At 73.3% G+C, this 17,245-nt stretch carries 14 protein-coding genes; 10 read left to right on the forward strand and 4 right to left on the reverse strand.

The genetic code is table 11. The annotated features are described in order from the left end of the window. Positions 1-148: 148 nt before the first annotated feature. Complete coding sequence (locus tag QCZ28_RS13720; protein WP_279517003.1) at positions 149-958, reverse strand: DNA-formamidopyrimidine glycosylase family protein; 810 nt, start codon at positions 956-958, stop codon at positions 149-151. A 108-nt stretch (positions 959-1,066) separates the two neighbouring features. Between QCZ28_RS13720 and QCZ28_RS13725 the strand changes: the two genes are divergently transcribed. Then, entirely contained in the window at positions 1,067-2,317 is a 1,251-nt protein-coding gene (locus QCZ28_RS13725; RefSeq protein WP_279517004.1) for a hypothetical protein, read from the forward strand. Positions 2,318-2,350: 33 nt separating this feature from the next. Here the strand turns inward: QCZ28_RS13725 and QCZ28_RS13730 are convergent, their stop codons facing one another. Both QCZ28_RS13730 and QCZ28_RS13735 read right to left on the reverse strand, forming a co-directional pair. Beyond that, entirely contained in the window at positions 2,351-2,593 is a 243-nt protein-coding gene (locus tag QCZ28_RS13730; RefSeq protein ID WP_347815105.1) for a CPCC family cysteine-rich protein, read from the reverse strand. 25 nt (positions 2,594-2,618) lie between these two features. After that, positions 2,619-3,419 (reverse strand): SAM-dependent chlorinase/fluorinase, encoded by an 801-nt coding sequence (locus tag QCZ28_RS13735; RefSeq protein WP_279517005.1) that lies wholly within the window; start codon positions 3,417-3,419, stop codon positions 2,619-2,621. A 100-nt stretch (positions 3,420-3,519) separates the two neighbouring features. Between QCZ28_RS13735 and QCZ28_RS13740 the strand changes: the two genes are divergently transcribed. Further along, positions 3,520-4,119, forward strand: a complete 600-nt coding sequence (locus QCZ28_RS13740) for a hypothetical protein (protein ID WP_279517006.1) — start codon at positions 3,520-3,522, stop codon at positions 4,117-4,119. 18 nt (positions 4,120-4,137) lie between these two features. Here QCZ28_RS13740 and QCZ28_RS13745 read toward each other — a convergent pair whose 3' ends face one another. Further along, positions 4,138-8,793, reverse strand: coding sequence for an ATP-dependent helicase (locus QCZ28_RS13745; protein ID WP_279517007.1), 4,656 nt, complete (start codon positions 8,791-8,793; stop codon positions 4,138-4,140). A 177-nt stretch (positions 8,794-8,970) separates the two neighbouring features. Between QCZ28_RS13745 and QCZ28_RS13750 the strand changes: the two genes are divergently transcribed. The 8 genes from QCZ28_RS13750 (at position 8,971) to QCZ28_RS13785 (ending at position 17,227) form a co-directional block, all read left to right on the forward strand. Beyond that, positions 8,971-9,351 (forward strand): hypothetical protein, encoded by a 381-nt coding sequence (locus tag QCZ28_RS13750; protein ID WP_279517008.1) that lies wholly within the window; start codon positions 8,971-8,973, stop codon positions 9,349-9,351. Positions 9,352-9,588: 237 nt separating this feature from the next. Next, a complete protein-coding gene (locus QCZ28_RS13755; protein ID WP_279517009.1) occupies positions 9,589-12,423 on the forward strand; it encodes a Na+/H+ antiporter subunit A in 2,835 nt (944 codons plus the stop codon). A 55-nt stretch (positions 12,424-12,478) separates the two neighbouring features. Then, positions 12,479-12,961: a Na(+)/H(+) antiporter subunit C gene (locus tag QCZ28_RS13760; RefSeq protein WP_279517010.1), complete on the forward strand. Its 483-nt coding sequence runs from the start codon at positions 12,479-12,481 to the stop codon at positions 12,959-12,961. Further along, positions 12,958-14,463 carry a Na+/H+ antiporter subunit D gene (locus tag QCZ28_RS13765; protein WP_279517011.1) on the forward strand — a complete coding sequence of 502 codons (1,506 nt, stop codon included), beginning with the start codon at positions 12,958-12,960 and terminating at the stop codon, positions 14,461-14,463. Before QCZ28_RS13760 ends, QCZ28_RS13765 begins: the two co-directional genes overlap by 4 nt. A gap of 44 nt (positions 14,464-14,507) precedes the next feature. Continuing rightward, positions 14,508-15,071 carry a Na+/H+ antiporter subunit E gene (locus tag QCZ28_RS13770; RefSeq protein WP_347815106.1) on the forward strand — a complete coding sequence of 188 codons (564 nt, stop codon included), beginning with the start codon at positions 14,508-14,510 and terminating at the stop codon, positions 15,069-15,071. Then, a complete protein-coding gene (locus QCZ28_RS13775; RefSeq protein ID WP_279517013.1) occupies positions 15,068-15,331 on the forward strand; it encodes a monovalent cation/H+ antiporter complex subunit F in 264 nt (87 codons plus the stop codon). Before QCZ28_RS13770 ends, QCZ28_RS13775 begins: the two co-directional genes overlap by 4 nt. After that, on the forward strand, positions 15,331-15,690 hold the full coding sequence (mnhG, locus tag QCZ28_RS13780) for a monovalent cation/H(+) antiporter subunit G (RefSeq protein WP_279517049.1): 360 nt from the start codon (positions 15,331-15,333) through the stop codon (positions 15,688-15,690). Before QCZ28_RS13775 ends, mnhG begins: the two co-directional genes overlap by 1 nt. A gap of 181 nt (positions 15,691-15,871) precedes the next feature. Further along, on the forward strand, positions 15,872-17,227 hold the full coding sequence (locus QCZ28_RS13785) for a hemolysin family protein (RefSeq protein ID WP_279517014.1): 1,356 nt from the start codon (positions 15,872-15,874) through the stop codon (positions 17,225-17,227). The last annotated feature ends 18 nt before the right edge of the window (positions 17,228-17,245 follow it).

The following is a 17,245-nucleotide window of genomic DNA, read 5'->3' on the forward strand; positions in this document are numbered from 1 at the left end:
GGCGCGAGGTTCGCCACCCCGACGTGGGGAACCTCGGCACTCTGCTGACGGTCGGTGAGCGCTCAACCGCAGCATGCGACGTCGGCGGCCGGTTAGGAATTACCCAATCGTCCGTTTCTGCCGTGGGTCTCGATCGGTGGGAGCCTGGTCAGCCGGCCGGTGGCGGGGCCGGGCGTTCGGGCTGGCAGGCCGGGCACCAGTAGGTGACCCGTTCCCCCAGCTCCTCCTTGCGGATCGCGGTGCCGCAGCGGCGGCAGGGCTGGGCACGGCGGCCGTAGACGTAGCTGGTCTGCCCCCGGTGCAGCGAGCCGGTGCTGCTCTGCGTCCACCGGCCCCGGTTGGCGGCGAGCAGCCGTTGCGCGAGAGTCACCAGGCCCGGCAGGTCGGGCACCCCACCGACCGGGGTCCACGGTGACACCCCGCGCAGGAACAGCACCTCGCACTTGTAGAGGTTGCCCACGCCGGCCAGGTTGCGCTGGTCCAGCAGCGCCTCGCCGATGGTCTGCTCCGGGTGTTCGGCGAGCCGTCGGACCGCCTCGGCCGGGTCCCAGTCCGGCCCGAGCAGGTCGGGGCCGAGGTGGCCGACCAGGTGGTCCTCGTCGGCGGTCGGCACCAGTGTCAGCTCGTGCAGGTGGTAGCCGACCGCTACCGCGCCGGGGCTGCGCAGCACCACCCGGATCAGGTGCGCGGGTCGACCGCTCCAGCGTTCCCCCGGGGCGTACGCCCGCCAGGCGCCGTCCATCCGCAGGTGGGAGTGCAGGCTCCAGTGCTCGTTGGTGGGGGTGTCGAGCCGCAGCAGCAGGTGCTTGCCCCGGCTGGCCGACTCGCGGACGGTCCAGCCGGTGAGATCCGTGGTCGCCAGTTGCGGCACCCGGAAGTCACTGCCGGTGATCCGCGCGCCGGCCAGCGCGCGGTGCAGCACGCGCGCGGTGTTCCAGACGGTGTCGCCTTCGGGCACCCTGCCATTCTCCCTCTTCGAGCAAGATTCGCATGTGTCGCTATTTGTACACAGGTTCCTCATGATCTCCTGACATGCGAAGGTCAGGGGGTTCTGAGGAGAATGCCCATGACGCGACCCTGTTGTCGTATCCCATCCGTCGCCCTCATCGCCACCCTCGCCCTCCTGCTCACCGCAGCGCTCCTACCCACCACCGGTAACGTCCCGGCCGCCGGCGCACCGATCGCCCTCGTCGCCGCCGCACCCGGCGACGAACGGTGGAGCGCCGACCTCACGATCGTCGACCGCGACGACGTCAACGTCCGACGCACCGCCGCCGGCCTCCGCCTGCGGGAAGCCCGGCCCACCGGGCGCGGCGCCCGCAGCCCGCACAGCGCCGTCGCCGAGGGGATGCTGCTGACCGCACCCCGCACCCTCGCCCGGCCGGCCACCCGGGTCCGCGCCGAGATCGACGCCGCGGTCCCCGCCGGGGCGACGGTGGAGGCGCAGGTCCGCGGCTGGCGGACCGCCGGCTGGACGGAGTGGCGGGCCGCCGGCACCGTCTTCGACCGGCCCGTCACCCGGGTACAGGCCCGGGTGGTGCTCACCGCCCCCGACAAGGGAGCGACGGCGACGGTACGGGGCATGCGGCTCACCGCCGACGCGAACGCCGCCGCGTCCGCCGCCACACCCGGTCGCACCTACCGGGTGTACGCCACCCGCATCGGGCTGGTCGGTGAGGTGACCGCCAACGGCCGTACCGTGCAACCCCGGGACCACTTCGCGGCACTGCCGTCGCGGCGCGGACTCTCCCCGCTCAACACCGGCGACTACACAGTGCGGGTCTGCACCACCAACGGCGCCCGCTGCGAGTACGCCCCGGTCTGGGACGTCGGGCCGTGGAACACCCGCGACGACTACTGGAACCCGTCATCGGTGCGGGAGAACTGGAAGGACCTGCCGCAGGGGCGACCCGAGGCGCAGGCCGCGTACCAGTCCGGCTACAACGGTGGCCGGGACCAGTTCGGGCGGACCGTGCTCAACCCGGCCGGCATCGACCTGGCCGACGGCACGTTCTGGGACGGGCTGCGGTTGACCACCAACGCCTGGGTCGACGTCGCCTACCTGTGGACCGGCGGCGGGCCGCGCGGCGTGGTCGGTGACGGGCCGCTCAACATCCGCACCGGGGCCAGCACGTCGTACGCGATCCGTGGCCTCGCCGCCCGGTTGGCCCACGTGCCGATCCAGTGCTACGTCACCGGTCAGTCGGTCGCCGGCCCCTACCGCACCACCACCCGCTGGAACCGGCTTGCCAGCGGCCAGTACGTCAGCCACGCGTACATCTCGAGTGTGTACGGCGGCAGCGTGCCGGTCTGCTGAGCCACGCTCACCCCGTCGGGCGCCGCCTCAGCGTCAGGGGCGCTCGTCGGGGCGAGCCGTGCGCACCATGTCCTGGTAGCGCGGGTGGCTGGCACCGTAGACGGCGTAGTTGAGACGGGCGTGGGTGAGGCTCAGGTCGCCGTTGGGGCCACCCCGGACGGTGTCGGCGTCGGCATCGGTCTGGCCGTCGTCGGTCCAGAAACAGACCGGACAGGTCCCCCCGCCGGTCCGAGACGCACAGCAGGGACACCCCACAGGAACCACATGCTCACCCACCGGAGAAGCATTCCACAGTCGAACATCAGCCCGATACCCGCAGCAGGTCCCCCGCGGACACCGCGAGGAGGTCCACGGCCCGTCCGCCGTTGACAGCGACCGCGACCAGGCCGGCCGAGTCGACGTACGTCACCAGGCCACCGGCCGGGGCGTCGCCGAAGGTGCGCCCGTGCACCGCCGCATGAGCCGGCGCGGTTCCCGGCGGACCCAACCGCAGCGTGGCCGGCAGCGGATCGAGCAGCTCGGCCGGTGCGGCCAGTTGGACGTTGCCGAAGTGGTCCACGGTCAGCACCTCGGCGGTGAATCCCTCGGCGTCCCGGGTCACCGTCGGCGTCGGCAGCCGCACCAGCCCGGCCGGGTCGACAGCTGGCCCCGCCTCGGCGAGCGGCACGCCGAGCGCCAGCCGGGCCGCCACCGGCGCGAAGACGTCCCGCCCGTGGAACGTGCGGGACACCCGGGCGGCCAGCCAGCGCGGCTCGGTCAGCTCGACCGCGTCGGTCACCCCACCGAGCGCGGCGGCGGCGTCCAGCAGCAACCCGTTGTCCGGGCCGACCAGCAGCCCACCCGGTGCGGCCAGCGCGACACCCCGCCGGGCGGTGCCGACACCCGGATCGACCACCGCCACGTGCACTCCCACCGGCAGGTACGGCACTGTCTGCGCCAGCACCGCGGCACCCCGCCGGACATCCCCGGGCGGCACCAGGTGGGTCACGTCGATCACCCGGGCGCTCGGCGCGACGCGGGCGACGACCCCGTGGCAGGCGGCCACGAAGCCGTCGGTGAGGCCGTAGTCGGTGGTCAGCGAGATCCAGGGCACTGCGGACATGCCCGCAGGCTAGTGGAACCGGGTGGGCTGACGGATTCGGGACAGCGCAGTGGCCGACCGGCCCCTCCCGCCACCGGATGGCGTTGGGCAGACTGCCCTGGTGACAATTCGGAGCCTGCCCGCCGTCGGAATCCTGCTGGTAGCCGTGGCCGTCACCGCCGGCTGCGGCGGTGGCGACGCCGATCCGTCGAGTGCGGCCCCCGCCCCCTCGTCGTCCCCGGCCCCGGCGGCCACCGGCCTGCCGAGCGCGCCGACGCCCTCGGCGGCGCCGCCCAGCGCCAGCGGTGCCGCGACACCGGCAGCCCCGCCGGCGGCCCCGCCGTCCGTCGCCCCCCAGGGGCCCACGCAGCGCCGGCCGGCCAGCCCACCGCCGGTGGTGCTGCCCAAACGCCCGACGGGTGCGCCCGGGGCCACCCAGGTCGTCAACGCGTTCAAGGCCGCCGGCCTGAAGGTGCCGCACCCGAAGGACCGCTCGGTCGACTGCGGGCCCGACGGTCTCGGCCTGGGCTGTTCCGAGCTGATCGCCACCGACGCCGTCACGGTGTACGTGTTCCCCGACGAGATCAGCGCCAGCGACATCGCCGAGACGTGGAGCGGCCAGTCGTACCGGCGCGGTGCGGTGGTGCTCAACTACCTTGAGGCGAAGACCCCGGCCGCCGACCGGCTCCGCTACGAGAAGGTGCTCAACGGCCTGGGCTGACGCGGAAAACAGGCCCGGTCAGCCGCGCAGGCGCAGGCCGCGCGGGGTGGCCCGGAAGCCGGCGGCGGTCAACGCGTCACGCAGCGGCGAGGAGTGCAGGGCCTCGCCGTCGGCCCGCTCCACCGACATCGCACCCAACGCCCCGGAGTGGACGGCGTCGGCGAGCGCCTTGCCGGCCGTGGCGAGGGTGTCGGTGTCGTCGGTGAAGGAGAGCAGCGTCCGGCCGCCGCGCTCGACGTAGAGGACCAGGTCACCGCCGACCTGCACCACCAGGGCCCCCGCCTTGCGGCCGGCCCGGTGCCCGGTCGCCGGGGCGGCACCGTCGCCGGAGTCGACAACCCGTTCCGGCCAGGGCAGCGCCGCGCCGTACGGGTTGGCCGGGTCGGTAGCGGCGAGCACGGTGGCCACCGCGCCCCGCCCCCGGGCGCCGTCGGTCGGTTCGGCCAGCGCGCGCAGCCGGTCCACCGCGCCCGGTACGGCGAACTGCGCCGCGCCGAGCCCTTCGACGAAGTAACCCCGTCTGGCCGCGCCGCGCTCCTCCAGCGCCGACAGCACCGGGTAGACCGCCGAGAACCCGCCGGCCACCTGCTCGGCCATGACCGCGCCCCGGGTGACCACCCCGTGCCGCTCCAGCAGCAGGTCGGCGAGCGCGGCGGCGCGCCGGGTCGGGTCGAGGTCCCGGTCCGGAAGGCGGGACCAGCGGCCGGCGACCGTCGGCGGGCCACCACGGGTCGGCAGCGCCACCCGGCCGGGCCGCCGGTAGCGGGTGCGGGGCGCGGACGGCCGGGAGCGGTGCGCGCCCCCGGCGCCGAGCACCGCGCGCAGCGGAGCGAGGGTGTCGTTGCTGAGGTGCCCCGCCCAGACCAGATCCCAGATCACCGCGGTCAGCGCGGCGTCGTCTGTCGAGCCGACCCGGTCGGCCAGCGGGCGGAAGAACAACGCCTGCCCGTCGCCGAGCGCGTCGAGCACCGTGTCGTGCAGCGGGGTGCGGGTCAACGCCTCGTCGGGCGGCGGGAGCAGCAGTGGCGCCGTGTCCGCGTACGCCAGGGTGACCCAGCCGTCACCCCCGGAGATCGCGCCCGACCCCGCCCAGAGCACCTCCCCGCTCGCGCACAACTCGTCGAGGTGGGCGGGGGAGTAGTCCGCGACCCGGGCGGGCAGCACCAACCGCTCCAGGGCGGACGCCGGCACCGCCGCGCCCTGCAACTGCTCCACCGTGGCCGCGAGTGCCTCGACACCTCGGGCGGACGAGCCGACCTGCTGCCAACGGGGCAGGAACGTCGCCAGCGCCCGGGGCGGCACCGGCTCGATCTCCCGGCGCAGCGCGGCGAGCGAGCGGCGGCGCAGCATCCGCAGCACCTCGGCGTCGCACCACTGGGCGCCCGCCGAATCCGGGGTGAACTCCCCGGAGACCACCCGGCCGGTGGCGCCGAGGCGGCGCAGCGCCTGCTCGACGACGAACACGCCCAACCCGAAGCGGGCCGCGCAGCTGGCGGCGGCGAACGGCCCGTGGGTGCGGGCGTAACGGGCCACCAGATCACCGAGCGGATCGGCCACCGGGGCGAGGTACGCCTCGGCCACCCCCACCGGCAGTGCCACGCCGAGCGCGTCGCGCAGGCGGGCGGCGTCCTCGACGCCCACCCAGCGCTGCTCGCCGGCGATCCGGACCCGCAGCACCCGGCGGGTGGCCTCCAGCTCGCTGAGCCAGCCCTCGGGCACGCCCCGCTCGGTCAGCTCGGCGTCGCTCAGGTCACCGAGCACGCGCAGCAGCTCGACCACGTCCTCGGCGTCGCGGGGGCGACGCTGCTCGGTCAGCCACCGCAGTTGCCGGTCGGTCTCGGCGAGCACCGCCGGGTCGAGCAGTTCGCGCAGGTCGACCCGGCCGAGAAGCTCGCCGAGGAGGGTGGAGTCGAGGGCGAGCGCGGCGGCGCGGCGCTCGGCCAGCGGGGCGTCCCCCTCGTAGAGGAACGCGCCGACGTAGCCGAAGAGCAGCGACCGCGCGAACGGGGACGGCGCGCTGGTCTCCACCTCGACCAGTCGCACCTTGCGGGTGGCCAGGTCGCGCATCAACCCGGCCAGCGCCGGCTGGTCGAAGACGTCCTGGAGACACTCCCGGGCGGCCTCCAGCGTGACCGGGAAGTCCGCGTACTCGCGGGCCACGTCGAGGAGCTGGGCGGAGCGTTGCCGTTGCTGCCAGAGCGGTTGGCGGCGGCGCGGGTCGCGGCGCGGCAGCAGCAGTGACCGGGCGGCGCACTCCCGGAAACGGGCGGCGAAGAGGGCGGAGGTGCCGACCGACTCCTCCACCAGCTGGGTGATCTCGTCGGGTTCGAAGACCACCACGTCAGCGCCGGGCGGCTCGTCGGCGGTGTCCGGAAGTCGCACCACGATGCCGTCGTCGGAGGGCATCACCTGGGCGTCCACGCCGTACCGCTCGGCCAGCCGGCGGCCCACCGCGAGCGCCCAGGGCCCGTTGACCCGGGCGCCGAGCACGCTGTGCACGGCGAGCCGCCAGTCACCCAGCTCGTCGCGGAACCGTTCGACGACGACAGTGCGGTCGTCGGGCAGCGAACGGGTGGCCTCCCGCTGATCGCGCAGGTAGGCCATCAGGTTGCCGGCGGCCCAGTCGTCCAGCCCGCCGTCGCGAAGCGCGGTCAGTGCGGCTTCGTCGGTCTGCCGCAGCAGGGCGCGCACGCGGGCGCCGATGGCCCGGCCCAGCTCGACGGGCCGACCGAGCTGGTCGCCCTTCCAGAACGGCATGCGGGCGGCCTGCCCCGGGGCGGGCGAGACCAGCACCCGGTCAGGGGTGATCTCCTCGATCCGCCAGGAGGAGGAACCGAGCAGGAAGACGTCGCCCACCCGGGACTCGTAGACCATCTCCTCGTCCAGCTCGCCGACCCGGGCGGCCCGCTCGGCGCCGGCCAGGAAGACCCCGAACAGGCCCCGGTCGGGGATGGTGCCGCCGCTGGTCACCGCGAGTCGCTGCGCGCCGGGGCGGCCGGTGAGCTGGTCGGTGGCCCGGTCCCAGACCAGTCGGGGGCGCAGCTCCGCGAAGGCGGTGGACGGGTAGCGGCCGGAGAGCATGTCCAGCACGGCGTGCAGCGCCGAGTCGGGCAGCTCGGCGAAGGGTGCGGCCCGGCGGACCAGCACGGCCAGGTCGCCGAGCGCCCACGGCTCCAGCGCCACCATCGCGACGATCTGCTGGGCCAGCACGTCCAGCGGGTTGCGCGGGTAGTGCAGCTCCTCGATCGCGCCGTCGGTCATCCGCTCGGCCACGACCGCGCAGGAGAGCAGGTCGCCACGGTGCTTGGGGAAGACCACCCCACGGGAGACCGCGCCCACCTGGTGCCCGGCCCGGCCGACCCGTTGCAGCCCGGCGGCCACGCTCGGCGGCGCCTCGATCTGCACCACCAGGTCGACAGCGCCCATGTCGATGCCCAGCTCCAGGCTGGAGGTGGCCACCACCGCCGGCAGCTGGCCGGACTTGAGCGCCTCCTCGATGTGCTTGCGTTCCTCCCGGGAGACGCTGCCGTGGTGGGCGCGGGCGATCACCGGTGCCGCGCCGGTGGCGGCGCCGGACTGGGCCATCACCTCGGCCGGTGGCCGGTTGCGCACCGGGCCGGCGGGGCCACCCCACCGCTGCACGCCGGTCGTCGGGTCGTCGTCGACCGCCGGGTCGTCGTCGGCCGACAACCCTTCCGGTACGCCGGTCGCGCCCTCGGTCGCCGCTTCGGCGGCCAGCTCGTTGAGCCGGGCGCACAGGCGCTCGGCGCTGCGGCGGGAGTTGGTGAAGACGATGGTGGAACGGTGCTGCCCGATGAGGGTGAAGACCCGCTCCTCCACGGCCGGCCAGATCGACGCCCGACGTGGCCCGGGGCCGCCGAGGTCGTCCTCCGGTGGCTGCTCCTGCTCGTCCAGGCGGGTCATGTCCTCGACCGGGACCTGCACGCTGACCTCGATGGTCTTCGGAGTGGCCGGCTGCACCACGTCGACCGGGCGGGCGCCGCCGAGGAACTGCGCGCAGGCGTCGATCGGGCGGACGGTGGCCGAGAGGCCGATGCGCTGCGCCGGGGCGGGCAGCAGCTCGTCGAGGCGTTCGAGGGAGAGGGCGAGGTGGGCGCCGCGTTTGCTGCCGGCCACCGCGTGCACCTCGTCGACGATCACCGTCTGGATCCCGCGCAGTGAGTCGCGGGCCGCGGACGTCAGCAACAGGAACAGCGACTCGGGCGTGGTGATGAGGATGTCGGGCGGGGTGCGGGCGAAGGCCCGTCGTTCGTCGGCGGGTGTGTCGCCGGTGCGCATGCCGACGGTGATGTCGGGCGGTGCCACGCCCAGCCGGGTGGCCGCCTGCCGGATGCCGGCCAGCGGGGCGCGCAGGTTGCGCTCGACGTCGACGGCGAGGGCCTTGAGTGGGCTGACGTAGAGCACGCGGCACCGCTGGCGGGCCTCGGTCGGTGCCGGCTCGCGGGCCAGCCGGTCCAGTGACCAGAGGAAGGCCGCGAGCGTCTTGCCGGAGCCGGTGGGCGCCACGACGAGGGCGTTGCGACCGGCGGCGACCGACCGCCAGGCACCGATCTGCGCGGCCGTCGGCGCGGCGAAAGCGTTGTCGAACCAGGCGCGGGTGGCTGGGCCGAACCCGGCGAGCACCGCGCCGGTGTCTGCGTCTGCCCCGGTCACCGGTCCATCGTGCCCCTCCGGTCTGACATCCACGAACGGCTCACGACGGAATGGGCGAGCAAAAGGCAAAAAGCGTGGAACGTGCGCTTAATACGTTAAGTCTCACTTAACTGCTTGCTTCTGAGGAGCAACATAAAGTAACTTCACTCGCAACGCGAACCGGGGTGAGGGGGTGTGATGGCCGGCGAGCAGCACACCGTCGAACCGGGCACCGACGTGCTGATTCGCAAGGTCGACAGCCATCTCGCCGCCCTTCGCGCCGGCCTGCACGGCCCCGAGCTCGAGCTCGCCGAACGTCTCGCCCGCTGTCTGCGCGAGCTGGTCCTCTGCACCGCCCAGGCCAGCGCCGCCGATCGGGGTCAGGTCCGCGTCGCCGTGCACTACTTCGTGTTGCGCCGCGAGAGTCGCGGCCGTCTGCTCGCGGTGCGCTCGCTGACCGCCGCGGAACGCGTGGTCGACCGCGTCGCCCGCCAGCTCGGCCGCCCCGACCTGCTGGCCGACCTGCGCCGCCCCGCCCCCGACGACGCCCAACCCCTCAACAACGCCCTCCTGCACTAACCCCACCCCCCACCCCCCTTTTTCCGCGTTGATCAAGAGGTTTGCGTCAGAAAAGCGGGCGCGGATGACGCAAACCTCTTGATCAACGGAAGGGGCCTGGGGTGGGGGTCTGGGGCGGGGTGGGTGGGTTTGGGGGTAATTCCGGCAAAACCGGCCCGGCGGGCTGCGAACTGTCGTCTGATCGCTGCTAGGCGCCACCGCTGCCACTGGCGTCGGCCATGTCGATCGGGAGCGCAGGTGCTGGTACTGCTCATCCTCCATCTCGTGGCGGCCCTCGCCGCGCCCCTGCTCGTCCGCGGGTGGGGTCCGCGCGCGTGCTACCCGCTGGCGCTCGCGCCGGCCGCCGCGTTCGGCTGGGCGGTGGCCCGCACCCCGGCCGTGAGCGGTGGCGGGGCGGTGGTCGAGACGTACCCGTGGATCCGGCAGTTGGGCCTCGACATCGCCTTCCGGCTCACCACGCTGTCCTGGCTGATGACGCTGCTGATCGGCGGCGTCGGCGCGCTGGTGCTGATCTACAGCGCCCGCTACTTCAGCGCCGGCTCCGTCGGGCTGGCGCAGTTCGCCGCGGTCCTGGTCGCCTTCGCGGGCGCGATGCTCGTCCTGGTCTTCGCCGACGACCTGCTGCTGCTCTACGTGGGCTGGGAGCTGACCACTGTCTTCTCGTACCTGCTGATCGGGCACAGCACCGAACGGCGGTCCAGCCGTTGGGCGGCGGCGCAGGCGTTGACAGTCACCACGCTGGGCGGGCTCGCCATGCTGGTCGGCTTCATCATGCTGGGCGAGCACGCCGGCAGCTACCGCTGGTCGGAGATCATCGCCCAGCCGCTGCCCGGCGGCGGGTACCTGGTGGGTGCCGTGGTGCTGATCCTGGCCGGCGCGCTGTCCAAGTCGGCGGTGCTGCCGTTCAGCTCGTGGCTGCCGGTCGCGATGGCGGCACCCACGCCGGTCAGCGCGTACCTGCACGCCGCCGCCATGGTCAAGGCCGGCGTCTACCTGGTCGGGCTGCTCGCGCCGGCGCTCGCCACGGTCGGCCCGTGGCGGCCGGTGGTGCAGGTCGCCGGGGTGGCGACCATGCTGCTCGGCGGTTGGGCGGCGCTGCGCCAGACCGACCTCAAGCTGCTGCTGGCGTACGGGACGGTCAGCCAGCTCGGCCTGCTGGTCGCGGTGACCGGCTCCGGCACGCCGGACGCCGCGCTGGCCGGCACCGCCATGCTGCTGGCGCACGCCCTGTTCAAGGCGGCGCTCTTCCTGGTCGTCGGCATCATCGACCACAGTGCCGGCACCCGTGACCTGCGCGAATTGTCCGGGCTGCGGCACTGGTCCCGGCCGCTGTTCGTGGTGGCCGTGCTGGCCGCGGCGTCGATGGCCGGGGTGCCGCCGCTGGTCGGCTTCGTGGCGAAGGAGGCGGTGTTCGCCGCGTTCACCGACCAACCGGTGCTCCTCACCGGCCTGGTCGCCGGGACGGTGCTCACCGTCGCGTACAGCGCCCGTTTTCTCTGGGGCGCGTTCGCCGACCGGCCGGGCGTGACGCCGGTCCCGCCGGGGTCGATCGCCGCGTCGTTGCTGGTACCGCCAGCGGTGCTGGCCGGGGCCGGTCTGCTCGCCGGCCCGGCCGCGAGCGTCCTGGAGGACGGGCTGCGGCCGTACGCCGATCTGCTCGGCGGGGTCGACGCGCACCTGGCGCTGTGGGCCGGACCGACCCCGGCGCTCGGCCTGTCCGTGTTGGCGCTCGTCGGCGGTGGCCTGCTCTTCGCCGTGCGCGGGCCGCTCGCCCCGGTGCTGGCGCGGCTGCGCGCACCGGTGGGGGGCAACCAGGGGTACGAGTGGGTGGTGGGCCGGTTCGACCGGCTGGCCATCGATGTCACAGGCGCGACCCAGCGCGGCTCCCTGCCGCAGTACCTGGGCGTCATCCTGGTCACCCTGGTGCTGGTCCCGGGCGTGGCGATGCTCTCCGCCAGTCCCTGGCGGGCGCGGATTCCGCTCTGGGACAGCCTGCTGCAACCGGTGGTCGTGCTGGTGATCGCGGTGGCGGCGGTGTTGGCGGTCGGTGCCCGTCGCCGCCTGACCGCGATGTTGCTGGTGGGCATGACCGGTTACGGCACGGCGATGCTGTTCGTGCTGCACGGAGCACCCGACCTGGCGCTCACCCAGTTTCTGGTGGAGACCTCGACGATCGCGGTCTTCGTGCTGGTGCTGCGCCGCCTGCCGGAGCGGTTCTCGGCCCGCCCGATGCGGCGTACCCGCCTGATCCGTCGGGTGATCGGGGTGGCGGTGGGCGTGGTGGCCGCCGGGCTGGCCCTCGTCGCCGTCGGCGCCCGCCAGGCCCCGACCATCTCCGCGGCCTTCCCGGATCTGGCGGTCGCGCAGGGGTACGGCCGCAACGTGGTCAACGTGACCCTGGTCGACATCCGGGCCTGGGACACGATGGGTGAGCTGGCGGTGCTGGTGGTGGCCGCGACCGGGGTGGCCAGCCTGATCTTCGAGCGCTCCCGCACCGGGCCGCGGCCGCGCCGGCCCGAGGCGGACCAGCGGACGGGTGTGCGGGGCCGGCCGGTGTGGCTGCGCGGTGGTCCCACCCTCTACGAGGAGCGCCGCTCGATCGTGTTGGAGGTGGTCATCCGGCTGATCTTCCACACCGTGGTGCTGTTCTCCCTGTTCCTGCTCTTCTCCGGGCACAACGCGCCGGGCGGCGGGTTCGCCGGAGGGCTGGTGGCGGGTCTCGCCCTGGTGGTCCGCTATCTGGCCGGCGGTCGGTACGAGCTGACCGAGGCGGCGCCGATCGGTGCCGGCCCGATTCTCGGCGCCGGGTTGGCCATGGCGGTGGGCAGCGGCCTGGTGGCGCTGCTGGCCGGCGGGTCGGTGCTGGAGAGCGCGAAGGTCGACCAGCGGCTGCCGCTGATCGGCGACACCCACCTGGTGACGTCGCTCTTCTTCGACATCGGCGTGTACCTGGTCGTGATCGGGTTGGTGCTGGACATCCTGCGCAGCCTCGGCGCCGAGGTGGACCGGCACATCGAGGCCACCGGAGCGGCCACCGGCGGTCTGGCCGTCGACAAGGGCGAGCGGACATGAGCGCGAGGAGTGAGCCGGTGTTGCGAGCCCCGCAGTCGCGAACAGGAGCAACGCCGTGACGGAGAGCGGGGCGGGGCCGACGTTGGTGCTGGTGCTGGCCGTCGCGGTGCTGGTCGGGTGCGGGGTGATCCTGCTGTTGGAGCGCAGCCTGACCCGGGTCCTGCTGGGGATCATCATGCTCGGCAACGGGGTGAACGTGTTGATCCTGTTGGGTGGGCGCCCGGGTGGGGCGCCGATCGTCGGCAGCGGGCCGGTGGAGCGGATGAGTGACCCGTTGCCGCAGGCCATGGTGTTGACCGCCATCGTGATCACCTTCGGGTTCACCGCGTTCCTGCTCGCTGTGGCGTACCGCAGCTGGTATCTCTCCGGCGACGACGAGGTCCCCGACGACCTGGAGGACCGGCAGATCATCAGCCGGGCCGGGCGGAACGAGGCGAGCGCTGCCGACCTCGGTGGGGAGGGCCCGAACGGTGACCCGGAGCAGGTCGATCCCGAACCGGCCCGCCGACGGCTGCGACGTGGGGATGACGGGCAGTGAGCGCGCTGCTGCCGCTGCCGGTGGTGGTGCCGCTGCTGGGTGCGGCGCTGAGCCTGCTGCTGGCCGGGAAGCCCCGACTTCAGCGCACGATCAGCGTGCTGTGTCTGAGCGGCACGCTCCTGGTGGCGGTGCTGTTGCTGGTGCAGGCGTACCGGTACGGGCCGGTGGTGGTGGCGGTGGGGGCGTGGCCGCCGCCGGTCGGCATCGTCCTGGTCGCCGATCAACTCGCCGCGTTGATGCTGGTGGTGTCCTCGGCGGTGACCCTGTGCGTGTTGTTGTACTCGGTCGGCCAGGGTCGCAGCGAGACGAGCGAGAGCTCGCCGGTGTCGATCTTCCACCCGACGTACCTGGTGCTCACCGCAGGCGTCACCAACGCGTTCCTGGCCGGTGACCTGTTCAACCTCTTCGTCGGGTTCGAGATCCTGTTGGCCGCCAGCTTCGTGCTGATCACCCTGGGCGGCACCGAGACCCGGATCCGGACCGGGTCGACGTACGTGGTGGTCAGCATCCTCTCCTCGATGATCTTCCTGACGTCGGTGGGTCTGGTGTACGCGGCCACCGGCACGCTCAACCTCGCCCAGCTCGCCGAGCGCCTCGACGACCTGCCCGGCGGTGTGCGACTGGCCCTGGAGCTGATGCTGCTGCTGGCGTTCGCGATCAAGGCGGCGGTCTTCCCGCTGTCGGCCTGGTTGCCGGACAGTTACCCCACCGCGCCGGCCCCGGTCACGGCCGTCTTCGCCGGTCTGCTCACCAAGGTGGGCGTCTACGCGATCATCCGCACCGAGACGTTGCTGTTTCCCGGTGGACGCGCCGACGTGCTGCTCATGGTCGTCGCCGGGTTGACCATGGTGGTCGGCATCCTCGGTGCGGTGGCCCAGTCCGATCTGAAGCGACTCTTCTCGTTCACCCTGGTCAGCCACATCGGCTACATGATCTTCGGGGTGGCGTTGAGCACCGCCGCCGGGCTCTCCGGCGCGATCTTCTACGTGGTGCACCACATCACCATCCAGACCACGCTGTTCCTCGTCGCCGGGCTGGTGGAGGAGCGCGCCGGCAGCACCGACCTGCGCCGCATCGGAGGGCTGGCCCGGGCGGCGCCGCTGCTCGGTGTGCTCTTCTTCGTCCCGGCCATGAACCTCGCCGGAGTGCCACCGTTCTCCGGCTTCCTCGGCAAGCTCGGCCTGCTCCAGGCCGGGGTGGCGGCCGGCGGGCCGCTGCCCGGGGTGCTGGTCGCGGCCGGCACGCTGACCAGCCTGCTCACCCTGTACGTGGCGTCCCGGGTGTGGAACATCGCCTTCTGGCGTGCGCCCCGCACGGCCACCAGCGAGCCGGTGGTCCAGCTGCCGAGGCTGATGGTCGGCGCCACAGTGGCCCTGGTCGCGCTGGGGCTGGCGTTGACAGTGCTGGCCGGTCCGCTCTTCGACGTCACCGCCGACGCCGCCGGGGACCTGCTCCTGCGTACCCCGTACGTCAGTGCCGTGTTGCCGGGCGGCGGGCCGTGACCGGCCCAACCGAGCCAGCTCCCGACGCGCCCAGGCCTCGCGTGGTGGGGCGCGGTCAGGTTGGGCGCTGGCGCGACCAGGCGGTGGCGCTCGGCTGGCTGGTGCTGGTCTGGAGCCTGCTCTGGGGCAACATCACCTGGGCCAATCTGGTCAGTGGCCTGCTGGTGGGCGGGGCAGTGCTGGTGTTCTTCCCGCTGCCGGCGGTCAGCTTCGGTGGCCGGTTGCGACCATGGGCGCTGCTGGTGTTCGCGGGCCGGTTCGCTGTCGAACTGGTCAACGCGAGCCTGCACATCGCCCGGATCGCGGTGCAGCCCGGCTACCGGCCACGAGGGGCGATCATCGCGGTCCGGTTGCGGGTGCCCACCGACCTGAACCTGGCGCTCACCGCCGAGGTGGTCTCGCTGGTGCCGGGCACGCTGATCCTCGAGGTGGACCGGGACTCCGGAACGCTCTACCTGCACGTCCTGGACACCCACGGTCCGGCGGATCTGGACGTGGCCCGGGACCGCACGCTCGTCGTCGAGCGGCGAATCGTCCGCGCGGTCGGCTCCAGCGCCGAACTGCGCCGCGTCGACGTCACCTCATCCGAGAAGGGAACCCGCCCGTGACCACGTTCCTGGCCGCCGTCCTCACCCCACTGCTGTCGGTCACCGCGCTCCTCGCGCTGGTCCGCCTCTACCGGGGCCCGTCGCTGGTGGACCGGGTCATCGCCGCGGACATGCTGCTCGCCACGATGGTCGGCGCGGTGGGCGCCGAGGCGGCGGTGAACCGGCACGCCACCACCCTGCCCGTGCTGGTGGTGCTCTCCCTGCTCGGCTTCGTGGGCTCGGTGTCGCTGGTCCGCTTCGCCGTCCGGGAGCAGCAGTGATCGCCACCGTCGCGGACTGGCTCGGCGCCGCCTGTCTGGTGGCCGGCGCGCTGCTCAGCCTGGCCGCCGGGATCGGTGTGCTGCGCTTTCCGGACGCGCTGTCCCGGATGCACGCGGCCACCAAACCGCAGGTGCTCGGGGTGCTCCTGTTGCTGCTGGGCATCGCGTTGCGGCTGCGGTCCCCGGCGGACCTGGGCATGATCCTGCTGGTGGCGGTCTTCCAGTTGTCGACCGCGCCGGTCGCGGCGCAGATGATCGGGCGGGCAGCGTACCGGGCGGGGCGGCTCGACCGGGGCCTGCTCGACGCCGATGAGCTGGCCGAACGGGGAGCGGGCGGTGAGCCGGCGGGGCCGGCGTGACGGCCGGCGGCGTCCGCTCAACCGGACGATCCGCTCCTTCGGCCCACCCCCAGCGGAGTCACAGCCAGCGCCGATAAAATGGGGGCATGATCGACTCTTCTGCCCAGGAGGGCAGCAGTAGCCAGCCGGGTCGTGCCCGGCATATCCCCGTACCGACGACCCCGGGAGCCCTGAGCGACCCGTGTTGATCGTCGTTGGTCTCCTACTGATCATCATTCTCACTGCCGCCACCGGCTACTTCGTGGCGCAGGAGTTCGGCTACGTCGCCGTGGACCGGGGCAAGCTGCGCCAGCTCGCCGATGACGGCGATCAGGCCGCCGCCCGGGCCCTCACCGTCACCAGCCGGCTCTCCTTCATGCTCTCCGGCGCCCAACTCGGCATCACCGTCACCGCCCTGCTGGTCGGCTACGTCGCCGAGCCGTACCTGGGTGGTGGTCTCGCCGACCTGCTCGGCGTGGCCGGCGTCAGCCAGGGGGTCAGCCTGCCGCTGTCGGTGGCGCTGGCCCTGGTCATCGCGACCATCGTGCAGATGGTGCTCGGTGAGCTGGCCCCGAAGAACCTGGCCATCGCGCGGGCCGAGCAACTGGCCCGGGCGCTGAGCCGGTCCACCCTGATCTACCTGGCCGTCGCCGGGCCGCTGATCCGGCTCTTCGACCGGGCATCGATCCGGCTGCTGCGCCGCGTCGGTATCGAACCGATCGAGGAACTGCCCAGTGGTGCCACCCCGGCCGACCTGGAACAGATCATCGCCGAGTCCCGCGAGGAGGGCAGCCTCGACGCCGAGATGTCCACGCTGCTCGACCGAGGTCTGGACTTTCGCGAACTGACCGCCGGCGAGGCCATGGTGCCCCGCGTGGACGTGCACACCGTACGGGCGCACGAACCGGTGAGCCGGGTGGTCGAGCTGCTGGACACCGGGCACTCCCGGTTCCCGGTACGCGGCGCGGAGGGCGTCGACGACCTGCTCGGCATCGTCGGCATCGCCGACGTGCTCGGCGTACCCCCGGGGGAGCGGGCCACCACCCCGGTGAGCGCGGTGGCCGGGCCGCCGCTGCTCGTACCGGAGACGTTGCCCCTGCCCACGGTGCTCGACCGCCTGCGGTCCGGGCACCGGCAGATGGCCTGCGTGGTCGACGAGTACGGCGGCTTCGCCGGTGTCATCACGCTGGAGGACATCGCCGAGGAACTGGTCGGCCCGATCCGCGACGAGGACGACCCACCGGAGCGGGCACCGGCCCGCCAGGACGACGGGTCCTGGGTGGTGCCGGCCCGCTGGCGGATCGACGAGGTCGCCGACAGCACCGGCATCGCCCTGCCCGAGGCCCCGGAGTACGACACCCTGTCCGGGTTGGTGATGCGGGAGCTGGGCCGGGTACCGGAGGTCGGTGACCGGCTGGAGATCAGCCTGCAACCCGAGGGGGCGGACGGCGAGGAGAACGACGCGGAGCCCCGGGCGCTGGTCGAGGTGCTGGCGGTGGACCGGCACGTGGCCGACTCGGTGCGGTTGCAGCTGACCAAACCCGAGGTGACCGCATGAGCGCGAGGAGTGAGCTTG

It is taken from the genome of Micromonospora sp. DH14 (assembly GCF_029809455.1).
GTDB classification, from domain to species: Bacteria; Actinomycetota; Actinomycetes; order Mycobacteriales; family Micromonosporaceae; genus Micromonospora; species Micromonospora parva.

Bases quoted from the DNA above. Each gene is read 5' to 3' on its own strand.
- QCZ28_RS13725 (WP_279517004.1), top strand. From the start codon at position 1,067: ATGACGCGACCCTGTTGTCGTATCCCATCCGTCGCCCTCATCGCCACC.
- QCZ28_RS13735 (WP_279517005.1), bottom strand. From the start codon at position 3,419: ATGTCCGCAGTGCCCTGGATCTCGCTGACCACCGACTACGGCCTCACC.
- QCZ28_RS13750 (WP_279517008.1), top strand. From the start codon at position 8,971: ATGGCCGGCGAGCAGCACACCGTCGAACCGGGCACCGACGTGCTGATT.